The organism is Conexibacter sp. SYSU D00693 (genome assembly GCF_017084525.1).
Taxonomy (GTDB): Bacteria; Actinomycetota; Thermoleophilia; order Solirubrobacterales; family Solirubrobacteraceae; genus Baekduia.
In genome coordinates this window covers 952014-967370 of record NZ_CP070950.1, presented here as the reverse complement: position 1 = coordinate 967370, position 15357 = coordinate 952014, and the positions used below count along the sequence as shown (strand labels likewise).

At 74.9% G+C, this 15357-nt stretch carries 14 protein-coding genes; 8 read left to right on the top strand and 6 right to left on the bottom strand.

What is annotated here, in order from left to right; translation table 11 throughout:
• Window positions 1-71: 71 nt before the first annotated feature.
• Together JUB12_RS04905 and JUB12_RS04900 are read right to left on the bottom strand one after the other, a co-directional pair.
• Window positions 72-2060 (bottom strand): primary-amine oxidase, encoded by a 1989-nt coding sequence (locus JUB12_RS04905; protein WP_205698508.1) that lies wholly within the window; start codon window positions 2058-2060, stop codon window positions 72-74.
• A gap of 40 nt (window positions 2061-2100) precedes the next feature.
• Complete coding sequence (locus JUB12_RS04900; RefSeq protein ID WP_205698507.1) at window positions 2101-3690, bottom strand: APC family permease; 1590 nt, start codon at window positions 3688-3690, stop codon at window positions 2101-2103.
• Window positions 3691-3880: 190 nt separating this feature from the next.
• On the opposite strand from JUB12_RS04900, the gene JUB12_RS04895 reads away from it, so the two are divergent.
• Entirely contained in the window at window positions 3881-4750 is an 870-nt protein-coding gene (locus tag JUB12_RS04895; protein ID WP_205698506.1) for a type IV toxin-antitoxin system AbiEi family antitoxin, read from the top strand.
• A 44-nt stretch (window positions 4751-4794) separates the two neighbouring features.
• Here JUB12_RS04895 and JUB12_RS04890 read toward each other — a convergent pair whose 3' ends face one another.
• Window positions 4795-5379 (bottom strand): hypothetical protein, encoded by a 585-nt coding sequence (locus JUB12_RS04890; RefSeq protein ID WP_205698505.1) that lies wholly within the window; start codon window positions 5377-5379, stop codon window positions 4795-4797.
• A gap of 147 nt (window positions 5380-5526) precedes the next feature.
• Here JUB12_RS04890 and JUB12_RS04885 point away from each other — a divergent pair, with 147 nt between their 5' ends.
• Complete coding sequence (locus tag JUB12_RS04885; protein WP_205698504.1) at window positions 5527-7011, top strand: RNA polymerase sigma factor; 1485 nt, start codon at window positions 5527-5529, stop codon at window positions 7009-7011.
• A gap of 1 nt (window position 7012) precedes the next feature.
• On the opposite strand, the gene JUB12_RS04880 is transcribed toward JUB12_RS04885, so the two are convergent.
• The gene (locus tag JUB12_RS04880; protein WP_205698503.1) at window positions 7013-7414 is read right to left on the bottom strand and encodes a cupin domain-containing protein; all 402 of its coding nucleotides are present in this window, start codon (window positions 7412-7414) and stop codon (window positions 7013-7015) included.
• Window positions 7415-7517: 103 nt separating this feature from the next.
• Here JUB12_RS04880 and JUB12_RS04875 point away from each other — a divergent pair, with 103 nt between their 5' ends.
• From JUB12_RS04875 to cysE, 5 genes are read left to right on the top strand one after another with little or no spacing between them, the layout of a single operon-like run.
• Window positions 7518-8258 carry a hypothetical protein gene (locus JUB12_RS04875; protein WP_205698502.1) on the top strand — a complete coding sequence of 247 codons (741 nt, stop codon included), beginning with the start codon at window positions 7518-7520 and terminating at the stop codon, window positions 8256-8258.
• On the top strand, window positions 8255-8545 hold the full coding sequence (locus JUB12_RS04870; RefSeq protein ID WP_205698501.1) for a hypothetical protein: 291 nt from the start codon (window positions 8255-8257) through the stop codon (window positions 8543-8545). Before JUB12_RS04875 ends, JUB12_RS04870 begins: the two co-directional genes overlap by 4 nt.
• Entirely contained in the window at window positions 8542-9756 is a 1215-nt protein-coding gene (locus JUB12_RS04865; RefSeq protein ID WP_205698500.1) for an RNA polymerase sigma factor, read from the top strand. Before JUB12_RS04870 ends, JUB12_RS04865 begins: the two co-directional genes overlap by 4 nt.
• Before the next feature lie 28 nt (window positions 9757-9784).
• The gene (gene cysK, locus JUB12_RS04860) at window positions 9785-10711 is read left to right on the top strand and encodes a cysteine synthase A (protein WP_205698499.1); all 927 of its coding nucleotides are present in this window, start codon (window positions 9785-9787) and stop codon (window positions 10709-10711) included.
• A 20-nt stretch (window positions 10712-10731) separates the two neighbouring features.
• Window positions 10732-11469 carry a serine O-acetyltransferase gene (gene cysE, locus JUB12_RS04855; RefSeq protein WP_205698498.1) on the top strand — a complete coding sequence of 246 codons (738 nt, stop codon included), beginning with the start codon at window positions 10732-10734 and terminating at the stop codon, window positions 11467-11469.
• Here cysE and JUB12_RS04850 read toward each other — a convergent pair.
• Window positions 11351-12217 carry a trypsin-like serine protease gene (locus JUB12_RS04850; protein ID WP_205698496.1) on the bottom strand — a complete coding sequence of 289 codons (867 nt, stop codon included), beginning with the start codon at window positions 12215-12217 and terminating at the stop codon, window positions 11351-11353. The two genes, cysE and JUB12_RS04850, sit on opposite strands and share 119 nt — an antisense overlap.
• Window positions 12202-13101, bottom strand: coding sequence for a queuosine salvage family protein (locus JUB12_RS04845; RefSeq protein WP_205698494.1), 900 nt, complete (start codon window positions 13099-13101; stop codon window positions 12202-12204). Before JUB12_RS04845 ends, JUB12_RS04850 begins: the two co-directional genes overlap by 16 nt.
• Window positions 13102-13147: 46 nt before the next feature.
• Here JUB12_RS04845 and JUB12_RS04840 point away from each other — a divergent pair, with 46 nt between their 5' ends.
• Window positions 13148-15352 (top strand): ATP-dependent helicase, encoded by a 2205-nt coding sequence (locus JUB12_RS04840; RefSeq protein ID WP_205698492.1) that lies wholly within the window; start codon window positions 13148-13150, stop codon window positions 15350-15352.
• The last annotated feature ends 5 nt before the right edge of the window (window positions 15353-15357 follow it).

Sequence of the window (15357 nt, the reverse complement as noted above, 5' to 3'; positions counted from 1 at the left end):
GAGGCCCGGGCCCGCGGCCAGGACCTCCTCCACCGGCACACCCCCGACGTGCGCGAAGGGCACGTGGAGCCCTAGACGATCGGACCCTCGCTGTGGTGGTGCTCGCAGTGCGCACCGGCCGCGCTGCGGGGCATGTCCAGCGCCGGGTTGCCGTCGAAGAAGCCGACGGGCTTGAGCTTGAAGCCGATGTGGCTCACCGGCATGACCGGCCAGTCCTCGGGACGCACCACGTGGTGGGCGCCGAACGAGTACCAGACGACCAGGTCCGTGTCCTCGACCGGCCGGTCGGCGGCCGTCCACTTCGGCAGGCCCTCGCCGCCGGGGTGCTGGTTGGGGTAGTCGCCCGCGGCGTAGCGCTCCTCGGGCGCGTAGGGCGTCACCCACAGGTGCTTGTGGGCGAAGCCGCTGCGCGGGGCCTGCTGGCTGTCGGCGTGGGCCATCGGCAGGACGTTGTCGCCCGGCATGAGCTTGTAGGAGACGGGCTCGCCGACGCCGTTGAGCCGTCCCGGGTTCTCGACCTTCCAGTACCGCGCGCGCAGCGGGTCGATGACGCGCTGGGCCTCCTGCTCGGTGGCGAGGACCTTGCGCTTGGTCACCCACGCCGTGCCGACGGGGTTGTCGGGGCCGAGGGGCAAGGGCTCGGAGTCGACCTCGACGACGGTGTTCTGCGGCCCGTCGACCTCCATGTCCAGCCGCACGCAGAAGAAGTGCTGGTGGTGGGGGCCGTAGAGGCCGGGGGCGACGAGCGTGCCGTGCTTGGGCTTGACGCCGTCGGGCACCGCGCCGGTCGAGATCACGCCGGTGAGCTTGACCTCGTACTCGATCGTCCCGTCGGTGTAGAGGTACCAGAAGTACCCGTACTCGTAGTTGCCGACGGTGGCGATCATCGAGACGACGAGGCGGCGCAGCCGGCGGACCTCGACCTCCTCGGTGCGGAAGTCCGTGTGCTTCCAGCTGATGCCGGCGTCCTCCTCGTGCATGCAGATGGCGTTGGGGATCGTCATCGCGCCGCCGTCCTGGTCGCTGACGACGCCGTCGAAGTAGCGGATGTCGCCGAGGCAGTCGCAGCCGAGGGTCAGCGGGTTGGCGAGCCAGCCGATGCCGTACTCGCCCATGTCGAAGACGTTCTTGAACTGGTGGGTGGGCGCCGGGTCGCCGTAGGGCACGTACATCTCCGAGAGCGACGCGCGCGCGATGATCGGGCGCACGGTGCCGCCGTCCTCGTAGCCGACGTCGTGCAGGACGAGGCCCTCCTTGGCGTTGAAGCCCAGGCGCAGGTGCCACTTCTGCCAGATCACGTGATGGCCGTCGACCGAGAAGCTCGGGCCCTGCGGCTGGGTGATGTCGATCGGCTTGACGTCGTCGCGCAGGGCGGTGACCGACGGGACGTTGTCGGCGCCGAGCAGCTCGGGGACGTAGTTGCCCGGCTTGGGGGGCAGCGGGACGACGCCGTGGTCGACGACCTCCGCGACGGCCATCTCGTCGAGGTCGACGACGACGAGCAGTCCCTCGACCGGCCGCGCGTAGCCGTGGTCGCCGGGGCCCGAGCGCACCCAGGTCAGCGGGCGGCAGATGCGGCGCGTGCCGGGGTCGTCCGCCGGACCGGTGTAGGAGGAGGCCCAGGGGTCGAGCATGCAGAGCTCGAAGTCCTCGACCCCGCGCTTGCGCATGGCGTCCTGCCAGCGCGCGTCGGCGCGCACCAGCTCCTCGGTCGCCATGAACTCCTCCATGGTGATGGGCGCCTGCATGCCCTCGACGCGCTCGAAGGTCAGGACCTCCTTGGTGGTCAGGGACACCGTCGCCTCGTAGGTGCCGCGCGTCTCGCGGTCGCGCAGGACGACGAAGGCCTCGCGCGGGACGGCCCGCTCGGGCGTCCAGCCGCGCACCGCCTCCTTGGGCGGCTCGTGGAGCATCACGAAGACGAAGCGCCAGCTCGCGCCGAGGCCGCGCTGCGCCTTGAGGACCGCGGCGGCGGCCTCGACCTCCTCGGCGCTCAGCGGCTCGAGCGGGTGCAGGGCGGTCGTCGTGGTGTCGGGGGCAGGGGTGGTCAGCGGGTTCATGGCTCGCTCCTTGACGTGCTGGTGAGGGGTGGGGGAGGCGTCAGGCGCCGACGGGGCTCAGGGCGCCGCCGGCCGCGCGGGGCTCGTGGACCTGGGGGTCGTCGTGCTCGTAGGCGCCGATCTCCGCGTAGACGTCCTTGGCCGAGCTGCGCAGCCAGAGCGCCATGACGACGCCGACGAGGAAGCCGCCGACCACGAGCCACGGGATCGCCTTGACGAAGAAGACGTCGCTGTCGCCCGCGAGGTCGCCGCGGTTGTCGATCAGCAGCCAGCAGGCACCGACCTGCGCGAGGCCGCCGATGACGGGGGCGACCAGCGTCTTGAACCAGTGGAAGCCGTCCTTCGCGGCGGTGAGGAAGTAGCGCAGGATCGCGAAGGACGCGATGGCCTGGACGGCGAGGATCCCGAGGACGCCGAGCAGCGGCGACCAGGTCCCGAGCTTGAGCAGCGACGCCTCGGTGGAGGAGTCGTAGAGCGTGAAGCCCAGGACGTAGAGGCCGACGATCGCCGTGACGACCATGGAGGCGAAGTACGGGCTGTGGCGGTCCGGGTGGGTCCGGCCGAGCTGGGCGGGGAGGATCCGCTCGCGCGAGAGCGAGTACAGGTAGCGCGCGGCCGTGTTGTAGAAGGCCATCGCGCAGGCGAAGGAGCTCGTGATGACGAGGACCTCGAGGCCCGTGGTCAGCGCGCCGCCGACGTAGCGGTCGGTCAGGGGGTAGAAGGCCGAGCCGTACTCGCCCTCGAACTGGGCGTTGACCGCCGGGGCGACGCCGTCGGTGCCCCAGCCCATCACGAAGACCCAGCTGATGAAGACGTAGAAGATGCCCAGGCCGATGACCGAGCCGTACGTCGCGGCCTTGGCGATGCGCTTGGGGTCGCGCGACTCCTCGGCGTAGTTGGGCGCCATCTCGAAGCCCACCCACGACCAGAACGCGCCGAAGAGGGCGACGCCGGCCGCCGCGGCGCCGAAGGTCTGGATGGCCCCCTCGTTGTCGAAGACCTCGACCGGGTTGATCGGCGACAGGCTCAGGCCGCTGTCGCCGCCCGCGACCAGCACGCCGACGGCGAGGATCGTGAGCGCCAGGACCTCCGCGACGAGCGCGACGCCGAGGACCTTGGCGGTCAGCTCGATGTGGAACCAGCCGAAGGCGGAGATGACCGCGAGGCCGAGCAGCGTGTAGACGTAGCCGGGCAGGTCGATGCCGAACCACGCCTCGAAGCTCGTGGCGGTGAAGTAGCCCAGCGAGCCCATCACCGCCGCCGCGAAGACGATGTAGCAGAAGGCGATGAGGATCCCGCAGCCCAGCCCGGCCACCGGTCCGAGCCCGCGCGTGACGAACGTGTAGAAGCCGCCGGCCGCGGTCACCCGCCGGCTCATCTCGATGTAGCCGACGGAGAAGATCGTCAGGACGACGGTCGCGATCAGGAACGCCGCCGGCGCCCCGAACCCGCCACCCAGGACGGTGATCGGGACGTTGAACATCATCGCCGCCAGCGGCGCCGCGCCGGTGACGATGCAGAACAGGACGCTGGGGAGCCCGAGAGCGCCGGCCGACAGGCGGCCGTGCTGCTCCCGGGCCTTGGGCTCGGCGAGGGCGGACGCCCCGGCCGGCTGGGCCACGGTGCTCATGGCGGTGCAGCCTGCGGCGTGGGTCTCGCGGGCCGTACGGGGTGGCGGTCCAAGCCGTCGCCGCGGGCGTTGGACGTGCGGTCCTGCGGGCGGGGCGGCGTTGCGCTCGGGCGCAATCCGGGGCCTTGACGTTGCGCTCGGCGGCAGCCAAGGGGGGCGGACTTCGACCCGTTGACGCCTAGAGCAGGTGATGCATGCACGAGGCGTCATCGAGATCGCGCGCCGGCAGCACGCGCTGATCACCACGGCTCAGCTTCGCGACCTCGGGTGGGGGCGCGGCGCGATCCAGCACGCCGTGGCTCAACGCTGGCTGCACCGCGTCCACGTCGGCGTCTTCAGCGTCACACCCGTGCTCACGCCGCACGCACGCTGGCTCGCCGCGACGCTTGCGAGCAACGGCGTGCTGAGCCACGAGTCGGCCGCCGCGCTCCACGGACTCGCGCCGCAGCGCCGGCCGCAGGTCGACGTGATCGCGCTCGGCCGGGCCGACGGCCGGCCGGGCATCGTCGTGCACCGCGCCAAGGTCCTGACGCCCAGCGACCGCACACGCCGTCATGGCATCCCCGTCACGTCCCCGACGCGGACGCTCGTCGACCTCGCGGCGCAGTGGGAGCGCGGCCGACTGCTCGACCTCGCCATGGAGCTCCTCCACCGCCGCCAGCTGGACGTGTCGCGCGTGCTGGAGGCACGTGCGCTCCGTCGACCCGGGGCTCGGTCGCTCGATGCCCTGCTCGAGCAGTTGGACGAGGGCACGCGCTCCAAGCTCGAACGCACCTTCTTCGCCCTGTGCCGGCACGGCGGCCTGCCGCGGCCGGCCACGCAGCATCGTCTGGCGAAGGGCCACCACGTCGACTTCGCGTGGCCCGAGCGGCGGGTCGCCGTCGAGACGGACAGCTGGACGTGGCACGGCAACGTGCGGCAGTGGAACCGCGACCACGACCGCGACGCCCGCGCGGTCGCTCGTGGATGGCAGGTGCTGCGCTTCACCCGCGTGCAGGTCGAGGAGCAGCCGGTCGCGGTCCTCTCGGCGCTGCGGGCGGCCTTGGAGCGCGCCGCGTGACGCCTCGTGCATGCAGGACATGCACGAGGCGTCATCGGGGCGAGCTAGCGCCCGCGCACCTTCCGCTTGGCCCTCAGCTTCGACGACGCCCGGCCGATCGCCCGGCGCGAGGTCGAGGCGCGCGCGACGCCGGCGGTGCTCGGCTGGTCCGAGACCTCCCAGCGCACCCACGTCGTGCCGGACGGATCGGCGACGAAGCCCCAGGTGCGGGTGAAGCCGTTCTCGAAGGTGTGCGAGCCGCGGTACAGCCAGGTGCCGTCGGCGCGCTGCTCGAGCGTGCCCTCGCCCTGACCGCGGCCCGGGACGCCGGTGGTGGTCGTGGCCTTCGCGGCGCCCTGGGCCTTGAGGAACCTCACGCGATCCGGGCCGTCGTGGACGACGAACCAGCAGTCGTCGGTGTCGGGCGCGGTCTGCCAGGCGCAGTCGTAGCGGCGGATGAGGCTGCCGTCCTCGCGGAGGAGCTCGACGTGGGCCGTGACCGTCGGCGGGTCGGCCGGGTCGGACGGGATGGGCGGGGGCGGGCCGGCGGGGGCGGCGGGGGCGGCGGAGGCCGCGGCCGGGGACATCCCCAGTGCGGCGGCGACGGCGCCCGCGGCGAGCACGGGCCGTGTGAGGATGCGGAGCTGCATGGTGGTCGTCCTCCGTGGAGTCGGTGGTGGTGGGTGCGCCCCGCGACGGGGGCACCAGGTCGTCGGCCCAGGCGGCCGCCGGTGACGCCCCTGCCGGTGTCCGACGAAGGTGCGTCACCTCGTCGGCGTTCGTCCGTCACCGGAGCGATGCCGAGCCCGTCCTGCGCGCCGCCCGCCCACCCCGACGAGCAGGCGCTGACCGCTCACTGGGCCGCGGTGCTGCGGCTGGTGGAGCGGCGGGTCGGGTCGCGCGAGCTGGCCGAGGACGCCTGCCAGGAGGCCTTCGAGGCGGCGGTCCACCACCTGCGCGCCGGCGGCCGGCTCGACCAGCCGCGGGCCTGGCTCTACACCGTCGCCCTGCGCCGCGCGCTCGACACCCTGCGCAGCGCCGCGGTGCGCACGAGCACCGCACTGTCGGAGGGGCTCGAGGTGCCCGGGCCGGACGTCCACGCGACGCTCTGCACCCGCGAGGACCTCGAGGCGGCGTTCGACGCGCTCCACGCGCTGCCCGAGCGCCAGCGCCGGGCGTTCGTCCTCAGCGCCCTGGGCGGCGCGACGCTCGCCGAGATCGGCCAGACGCTGACGACCCCCGAGCCGGCGGCCAAGGCCCTCGTCGCGCGCGCCCGCGCGGCGGTGCGCCGCCACGTCGACGAGCGCACGAGCCTGCGCTGCGACGACGTCCGCGCCGCGCTGCGGACCAGCGCCGCGCGCGGCATCCGCGCCTCGGCGGCCGTGCACCGCCACGTGCGCCGCTGCGACGACTGCGCCGTCCTCGCAGCGGAGCTGGGCCGCGGCCCGCGCGCGCTGCCCGTCCTCGGCGGCGGCCTGCTCGGCTGGTGGTCGGCCGCGACGGCGTTCGTGCGCGGCGACGCCTCGCTGCGGGTCCTCAGCCTCGCCCAGGCGCCCGGTGAGGCGAGCGTGAGCGCGCTGAGCGCGAAGCTCTGCGCCGCAGCGTGCGCCGCGTCCGTGCTGCTCGCGGGCGCGCCGGCCGTGCGCCCGGACGCCGAGACGACGTCGCGGCGCGAGGGCGCCGCCACCACCAGCGGTCAGCCCGCGCCCGGTGGGGCGCAGCGCAGCGACGCCCCCGGCAGGACGACCCGCGCCGCGCTCGCCCTCGGCCCGGCGGTCGCGGTGCCGGCCCCGCCCGCATACACGACGACCCCGGCCTCGGGCACGCCCGCGCCGCGCGGGCGCGGCGTGGCGGTCGCCCACCGCCAGGACCGCGAGCAGCCCGACCTGCTCGAGGAGCGGGTCCTGAAGTGGCAGCGGCTCACCGAGGCCAAGGCGACCCTGGGCTGCGAGGGCCCGAAGGACGACGCCTGCAACGCCCGCGCCCGCCGGATGGTGGCCCGCAGCCGGCCCACGGAGCGCGACCGCTTCCGCGCCCAGGTCGAGGCGCGTGCCCTGCGCGAGCGCTCCCGCGAGCGGATCCTGCGCGAGGCCGGAGCCACACCGGCACCGACGCCCGCCCCGCAGCCGGCGCCCGAGCCGACGCCCGCGCCGACGACCGAGTCGCCGCCTCCTTCGCCGCCCGCCCCGAGCCCCGCAGCGGCTCCGGAGCAGCCCGCCCCGCCCCCGCTCGCGACGCCGGGCCCGACGGCGACGCCGCAGACGGCGCCGCCGGCCGGCTAGCTCAGTCCGCCCACCAGCCCATCTCCGTCTCGGCCTCGCTGCGATCGCCGCCGGCCGGCGCGCCGAAGGCGATGACGTCCAGCCCGTCGGGCCCCGCCTCGAACCCGCGCCACGCCGCGGCGGCCACCCGCAGGACGTCCCACTGGCCCAGCTCGAGCACCTCGTCCTCGACCTTCGCCCGTCCCCCGCCGCGCACCACGACGTAGAGCTCCTCCTGGCGCCGGTGGCGGTGGCCGAACGGCACGCGCTGCCCCGGCTTGATGCGCTGGAGGCTCAGGCCGACGCCCTCCGCGTCGAGCTGCTCGCGCAGGAACCGCCCCTCGAGCACGGCGCCCATCCCGTGCTTCGCGGCCTGGTCCTCGACATCGGTGAGGAGGTTGCGCTTCGTGGCGTGGCTGCCCATGGCAGCGACTCTAGGCAGCTCCACCACGACCGGCGCACAAGTGCCGCAACATCGACGTGCGGCGGGCGGTTCTCCCCTCGCCAACCCCGAAGGAGCACCGCAAGTGACCAAGACCCGCACCATCGCCGCCGCCGCCCTGCTCGCCGCCACCGCCTCGAGCACCGCCGTCGCGGCCCAGGACCGGCCCGCGCCGCACTTCGACCCGAGCAAGGTCGTCAAGTACGACGCGACCTACACCCTCGAGTCCAACACCTCCAAGGAGTACCGCCTCCCGGTCGAGGCGCTCGGCCAGGACTGGAACACCGTCCTGCCGTGCCAGGGCATCGAGATCAGCGGCCCCGGCATCGACCTGGCCGCCCAGACGTTCGAGTACTTCGGCGTCGTCGAGCCCGAGCCGGCCGCCGCGAACACCCCGAACGGCGGCATCCCCGGCGCCGTCAAGCAGCCCGACGGCACGTTCGTCCGCCCGGAGAGCGAGGCCAAGCTCAACGCCGAGTCGCTGCGCTTCGGCGCGAGCTGCAAGGCCGTCGGATGGGACTTCGTCGGCGCCGACGGCAAGCCGACGCTCGACCCCTACGGCAACCCGTACCCGGCCTCCGGCAAGGCCCGGACGGCGAAGGCCAGCCGCGCCCTGAAGGCCAAGCGCCTGAAGACCGCCAAGAAGAAGGTCAAGGGCCGCGCCGCCCAGAGCGGGCCCGTCACCGTGACGCTCGTCGGCACGACCCGCGCGCGCGGGGACAGCATGGACCTCGTGGTGCGCGTCAGCACCGGCCAGCTCACCGGCCGCACGACGCTCGCCATGCACTCCCGCGTGCTGCGCCAGACGCCCAGCGCCCAGCAGTGAGCGCCGGCCGCGCCACCCACGCGGTCGCCCTCGCCCTGACGGGCGGCGCCCTCCTCGCCGCCGCGGCTCCGGCCGCGGCGGCCGCGCCGGCGCGTGCGCTGTGCGTCGACCGCGTGGCCCTGCGCGACGCGCCCGGCGGGTTCGCCGTCGCCCAGCTGCGCAAGCCCCAGCGGTTCGTCGTCCTGGGACGGACCGCCAACGGCCGCTGGTCGCTCGTGCGCGCCCAGCGCACCGGCGCCCAGGGCTGGCTCGTCTCGAAGGTCCTGTGCGCGCCGGGACGCTCGTGACCCGGCGCCTGGACGACGAGCGCCTCGTCGCCGCCTTCCGCGGCGGCGACGAGGCGGCGTTCGAGCAGCTCGACGCGCGCTACCGCCCGCAGCTCACGCGCTTCGCCGGCAAGGTCCTGCGCCAGGCGGGCCCGGACCTCGCCGAGGACGTCGTCCAGGAGGCGCTGTGGCGGGCGCACCGCGCGCTGCGCCGCGACGACCGCCCGATGCAGCTGCGCCCGTGGCTCTACCGCCTCGTGCGCAACTGCTGCCTGGACGAGCTCGGGCGCGTGCGCGGGGGCGCCGTCGAGCTGGAGGACACCGTCCTGCTCGCCGACCCGCGCGACGAGCCCGTGGTCGCCGCCGAGCGCCGCGACGACCTGCGCCGGCTGCTCGACGACGTCGCGGCGCTGCCGACCTCCCAGCGCCACGCGCTCGTGCGCCGCGAGCTCGACGGCCTCAGCCACGCCGAGGTCGCCGCCGAGCTGCAGGTCACCCCGCTGGCGGCCCGCAGCCTGGTGCACCGCGCGCGCTGCGGCCTGGCCCGCGCCCACGAGGCACGCTCGGCCGACTGCGGACCGTTCCGCGACGACCTCCTCGCCGCCCACGACGAGCGGCGCCGCGCGAACGCCCGGACCTTGCGCCACGTGGCGACATGCCCCGAGTGCCGGGCCCTGCGCGGGGCGCTGAAGGCCCAGCGCCGGCAGCTGCACGTCCTTGCGCCGCCCGCCGGGCTCCTCCTGGCGCTGACCGGCGTGAAGCTCTTCGCCGCGGGCAAGGCGACGGGCGGCGCGAAGGCCGCGGCCGGCACGGCCGCCGTCGTCGCGGCCGGCACGACGCTGGGGGTGCAGGTCTTCGCCGCCGGCGACCCGTCACCCGTCGCCCTGCGCAGCCTCGCGCTGCCCGGCGGCGCCGTCGCGATGGCCGCGCCGCTGCCGTCGGGGACGGCGGTCGTCCGCCACCGCGTCGTGCCGCGCGAGCAGCGCCTGGACGTCGCCTGCCCGCCGGGCCTGCGCGTCGCCGACCTGCTGCCCCCCGAGGGCGGGCGCGTCGACGCCGCGTACGCGCCCGGCACGCGCATCGGGACCGACGCGACCGCGACGGTCCTCGTCGCGCCCCACGCCGGCATCAGCCGGACGACCGCCGAGCCGCTCGTCCTGGGCGTCCTGTGCAAGCGCCCGGACGCCGGCGGGTCGATCGTCGACCCGACGGCGCGGCCCGTGGAGCCCTGAGCGGTCCCTGTAGCGTGAGGGGCCGCACGTGGCCCGCGTCCCGACGAACATCGCCGAGCACGTCGGCCACACGCCGATGGTCCAGCTGACCCGCCTGGCGCCCGAGGGCGTCGAGCTCTTCGCCAAGCTCGAGGCGGCCAACCCGGGCGGCTCGGTCAAGGACCGCATCGGCGTCGCCATGGTCGAGGCGGCCGAGCGCGCGGGCCAGATCGAGCCGGGCCGCACGACGATCGTCGAGGCGACCTCGGGCAACACCGGCATCGCGCTCGCCTTCGTCTGCGCCGCCAAGGGCTACGACCTCGCGATCTTCCTGCCCCAGGGCATGAGCCGGGAGCGCGAGGCCCTGCTCAAGCTCTACGGCGCGCGCGTGGAGATCGTCGAGTCGATGGGCGGGATGGACGAGGCGGTCGCCGCCGCCCGGCGCCTGGCCACGGGCCCCGACGTCTTCCTGCCCGACCAGTTCTCCAACCCCGCGAACCCCGCCGCCCACGAGACCGGCACCGGCCCGGAGATCTGGGAGGCCCTGGACGGCGACGTCGACGTCTTCGTCGGCGGCGTGGGGACCGGCGGCACCGTCACCGGCGTCGGGCGGTTCCTCAAGAGCCGCAACCCGACGTGCCAGGTCGTGGCCGTCGAGCCCGCCTCCTCGGCGGTCCTCTCCGGGCGCCCGCCGGGCCCGCACCGCATCCAGGGCATCGGCGCCGGCTTCGTCCCGCAGGTCTTCGACCGCGACGTCGTCGACGAGGTCCTGCAGTGCCCCGACGACGACGCGATCCAGCTCGCCCACCTGCTGGCCGCGCGCGAGGGGATCCTCAGCGGCATGTCGTGCGGCGCCGCGCTGTACGGGGCACTGGAGGTCGCGCGCCGGCCCGAGTCCCAGGGCAAGCGCATCGCGCTCGTGCTCCCCGACAGCGGGGAGCGCTACGTGAGCGCCCCCTTCTTCGCCCCGACCTAGGCCGCTACCCTCGATCGCAGATGCTCGGCCTTGGGCTGGTCTGGCGGGTCGCCGGCGAGGTGCGCCGCGACGTCGCCGCCGCGCACGAGCGCGACCCCGCCGCCCGCGGCGTCTCCTCCGTGGAGATCCTCGCGAGCTGGCCCGGCGTCCAGGCCGTCCTGGCCCACCGCGTCGCCAAGGCCCTGCACGACGCGGGCGTCCCGCTCGCGCCGCGCTCCATCGCCTACGTCACGCGCGCCGTCACAGGCGTGGAGATCCACCCCGGCGCGCGCATCGGCCGCGGGCTGTTCATCGACCACGGCATGGGCGTCGTGGTGGGGGAGACCGCCGAGGTCGGCGACGACGTGACGCTCTACCAGGGGGTCACGCTCGGCGGCACGGGCTTCGCCACCGGCAAGCGCCACCCGACGGTCGGCGACCGCGTCGTCATCGGCTCGGGCGCCAAGCTCCTGGGGCCGATCGAGGTCGGCGACGGCGCGAAGATCGGCGCGGGCTCGGTCGTCATCACCGACGTGCCGCCGGACTCGACGGTCGTCGGCAACCCCGGTCACGTCGTGCGCATCGAGGGCCGCCGCCCCGATGGGCCGGACGCCGACTGGATCCACCTGCCCGACCCGGTCGCCGACGCGATCAAGGAGCTCAGCGCGCGGCTGCGCGACCTCGAGCGCCGCGTCGCGTCGCTCCAGGACGTCGAGCCGCCCGCCGCCCCCGTGACGAAGCTGCGCCCCGTGCGCGGGCCGAACCCGGCCGGCGGCTAGCGCGCGCCACGACCGCCCGCACGGCCCCCGCGCCGGTGAAGACGGACGGGTCGCCCTCGTCGCCGCAGCGGTGCGTCCACGAGAAGACGCCGGCCAGCACCGGTCCGGGCGCCACGAGCGCGCCGCCCGAGTCGCCCAGGCACGGCGCCACCGCACGGCCCAGACCGGCCGGCTCGAGCGGGTCGCGCGCGCAGACCATCGACGCGTCGAGCGGGGTGCGCGGCTTGTGGCCCGCGTACCAGCGCGTGCACGTCGTGCGGTCCAGCGCGGCGAGCGCGCCGCGCAGCGGGTCGGCCGCGCGCGGGCCGAAGACCGGCTTGCGCTCGGTCCCCGCGACGTCCGTCGCGCCCCAGCCGGCGACCCACACGGGCGTCGCCGCGGCGGGCGGGCCACCCGCGACGGGGAGGACCGCCGTGCCGGCGGGCGCGGCGGCCAGGCCGATCGCCGCGACGTCGTGGTGGGGCGTGGGCGCGAGGCCGTAGGAGGGGTGGACCGTCAGGGCGACGGCGGGGACCGCGGGGCCGCCGGCGGCGGGCCGCGCCGCGAGCTGCGCCAGGGGCGTCCCGTCCGCGCAGTGCGCGGCGGTCACGACGAGGTCGGGCGCGACGAGCGTGCCGGAGCACGGGCCGGCCTTGACGAGCCACGGCGCGTCGGCGGCCACGTCCAGCGGGGTGCCGCCGACGACCGCGTGGGCCGGCGGGGCGAGGAGGAGCGTGAGGGAGGCGGCAGCCGCTAGTAGAAGACGCACCTCGTCCGGTGTCGGGGCCGCGCCTTGACCGCTTGAGCCTGGCCGCGGTTCCACAGCCAGACGTCGAGCACGCGGGGAGCGACCCCGGTCCGGGCGCTGACGAGCTCGCAGGCGTGCAGGGCGCACGCCCGCAGCTCGCGCTCCTCGCGGCCGGGGGGCAGGAGCTCCTCGCGGTCGATCCGGGCCTCGAGCTCGGGGTCGAGGACGAGGGCGCCCTCCACCCGCAGGACGTGGGGGACGAGGTTGTCGGCGAAGATCGTGAGCCGGTCGAGGTCGGTGAACGAGGCGAGGCCGGCGATCGCCAGGTCGTGGGCGAGGATCTGCGCGCGCTTGAAGAAGCCGCGGTCGTCCCACAGCGCCATGTGCTCGACCACGGCCTCCGCGAGCCGCTCGGCGCTCCCGCGCGCGACGGTCACGAGGTCCAGCGCGGTGTGGTCGCCGAGGAAGCGCCCCAGCTCGCGCAGCGCCTGCGCGTAGAGGCTCATGAGCTCGTGGTCACGCCGCTGGCCCAGGACGTCGGCGACCTCCTCGGTGCGCATCGCGCGCAGCTCGTCGTTGGTCCAGGAGCCGTGGGCGCGCCAGCGGTCGGCCAGCGCCCAGGCGACCGTGAAGTAGCCGGAGACCGTCGAGCCGTCGGGCAGCGCGCGCTTGCGCAGCGTCGGGAACCAGCCCGAGCCGAAGTTCACCGCGTCGAGGACCAGGAGGTAGGTCGCGACCTCGAGCTCGGAGCCCTCGAGGAAGTGGCGCTCGGGGTCCAGCGTGGGGGCCGGGACGTCCTCGCTGACCACGAGGCGCTCGAGCGCCTCGGGCGCGATGCGCACCGAGCGCGCGTCCGCAGCGATGGCCGCGCAGGACGCGCGCACCTCGTCGAGCAGGCCGGGCACGCCGCGCAGCCTATGCCGCCCGGTCTCGCGCCTATCCTCGGAGGGGATGGGCCCCACCGCCGCCGACGACCGCATCGCCTCGCTGCTGGAGGGGCTCAACGACCCGCAGCGCGACGCCGTCACCCACGAGGAGGGCCCGCTGCTGGTCCTCGCGGGCGCAGGCTCGGGCAAGACGCGCGTGCTCACGCACCGCATCGCCTACCTCGTGCACACCGGGCTGGCGCGGCCGGGCGAGGTCCTGGCCATCACGTTCACCAACAAGGCCGCGGGGGAGATGCGCGAGCGCGTCGAGGGGCTGCTCGGCCACTCCACGCGCGCGATGTGGGTCTCGACGTTCCACGCCGCCTGCGCGCGGATCCTGCGGGCCGAGGCGCCGCGGCTGGGCTACACCCGCTCCTTCACGATCTACGACGCGGCCGACTCCCGACGGCTGGTCAAGCGCTGCCTCGAGGAGATCGGCGCCGACGTCAAGCGCTTCACGCCGGCCAGCGTCCAGCACCAGATCTCCGACGCCAAGAACAAGCTGCGCGACGCCGCCGCCCACCGCGAGCTCGTGTCGGGCCCCTACGAGGAGGTCGTCGGCGAGGCCTTCGAGCTCTACGAGCAGGCGCTGCTGAAGGCCAACGCCATGGACTTCGACGACCTGCTCGTGCGCGTCGTCAACGTCCTCGAGCTCTTCCCCGAGGTGCGCGCCCGCTACAGCGCCGCCTTCCGCTGGGTCCTCGTCGACGAGTACCAGGACACCAACCACGCGCAGTACCGGCTGCTGCAGCTCATCGCCGGCGAGCACGGCAACCTCATGGTCGTCGGCGACGACGCGCAGTCGGTCTACTCGTTCCGCGGCGCGGACATCCGCAACATCCTCGACTTCCAGGACGACTTCCCGGAGGCGAAGGTCGTGCGCCTCGAGCAGAACTACCGCTCGACGCAGACGATCCTCGACGCGGCCAACGCGCTCATCCGCCACAACCGCGACCAGATGGAGAAGGAGCTGTGGACCGACAACGGCCGCGGCGAGCCCATCCGGGTGCGCGAGCTCGACGACGAGCACGCCGAGGCGCGGTTCGTCGTGGGCGAGGTCGAGCGGCTCGTCGACGAGGGCCACAGCCGCAGCGAGATCGCGGTCTTCTACCGCACCAACGCGCAGTCCCGGGTGCTCGAGGACCAGCTCGTGCGCCGCGAGATCGGCTACCAGGTCGTCGGCGGCACGAAGTTCTACGAGCGCGCCGAGGTCAAGGACGCGATCGCCTACCTCACCGTCCTGGCCAACCCGGCCGACGGCATCGCCTTCGCCCGGATCGTCAACACGCCGCGGCGCGGCATCGGCAACACCTCACTGCAGCGCGTGCTCAGCCACGCCGACGCGATGGGCATCCCGGTCTGGGAGGCGGCCGCGGAGCCGACGGCGGTGCCCGGCCTGGGGACCGCGGCGATCAAGGCGCTCACGCGGTTCATGGCGACGATGCAGGACCTGCGCTCGCGCGCGCAGGAGGGCGTGCCGGTGGGCGACCTGCTCGAGGCGATCCTCCACGAGACCGGCTACCTCGAGGCGCTGGAGGCCGAGCGCACGATCGAGGCGCAGGGGCGCATCGAGAACCTCGCCGCGCTCGGTGAGGCGGCGCGGGAGTTCGACGCGACGACCGACCCGTCGGAGGACCGGCTCGACCTGTTCCTCCAGCAGCTCGCGCTCGTGGCCGACGCCGACACGCGCCGCGACGACGAGGGGCTCGTGACCCTCATGACGCTCCACAACGCCAAGGGCCTCGAGTACCCGACGGTCTTCATCCTGGGGATGGAGGAGGGCGTCTTCCCGCACTCGCGCTCGGTCGACGAGGGCACGCTCGAGGAGGAGCGCCGGCTCTGCTACGTCGGCATCACCCGCGCGATGAAGGACCTCACGCTCTCGCACGCGCGCCGGCGGTCGGTCTTCGGCGCCGCGACGCCGGGGCTGCCCAGCCGCTTCCTCGGCGAGCTGCCGCCCGACCTCCTGGACCGCGAGGGCGGCCTGGGCGCCTTCGCGGGCTCGGGGCCGTCCGGCGGCGGTCGCCCGCGGGCGATGTCGAGCTGGGCCGCCGCCCGCCAGGACGCGCCGGCCGCCGGCTTCGCCCAGGGCGACGACGTCGTCCACGCCGCCTTCGGCGACGGCGTCGTGCTGTCCGTGGAGCCGGGCGGCGTCGTCGTCGTGCGCTTCGCCAAGGACGGCGTCGAGCGCAAGCTCATGGCCGACTTCGCCCCGCTGACCAAGCGCTAGGGTCC

Coding starts and splice junctions, on each gene's coding strand:
- cysE (WP_205698498.1), top strand. CDS start 10,732: ATGCTCGGCCTTGGGCTGGTCTGGCGGGTCGCCGGCGAGGTGCGCCGC.
- JUB12_RS04840 (WP_205698492.1), top strand. CDS start 13,148: ATGGGCCCCACCGCCGCCGACGACCGCATCGCCTCGCTGCTGGAGGGG.
- JUB12_RS04900 (WP_205698507.1), bottom strand. CDS start 3,690: ATGAGCACCGTGGCCCAGCCGGCCGGGGCGTCCGCCCTCGCCGAGCCC.
- JUB12_RS04880 (WP_205698503.1), bottom strand. CDS start 7,414: ATGGGCAGCCACGCCACGAAGCGCAACCTCCTCACCGATGTCGAGGAC.
- JUB12_RS04905 (WP_205698508.1), bottom strand. CDS start 2,060: ATGAACCCGCTGACCACCCCTGCCCCCGACACCACGACGACCGCCCTG.
- JUB12_RS04895 (WP_205698506.1), top strand. CDS start 3,881: ATGCATGCACGAGGCGTCATCGAGATCGCGCGCCGGCAGCACGCGCTG.
- JUB12_RS04890 (WP_205698505.1), bottom strand. CDS start 5,379: ATGCAGCTCCGCATCCTCACACGGCCCGTGCTCGCCGCGGGCGCCGTC.
- JUB12_RS04885 (WP_205698504.1), top strand. CDS start 5,527: ATGCCGAGCCCGTCCTGCGCGCCGCCCGCCCACCCCGACGAGCAGGCG.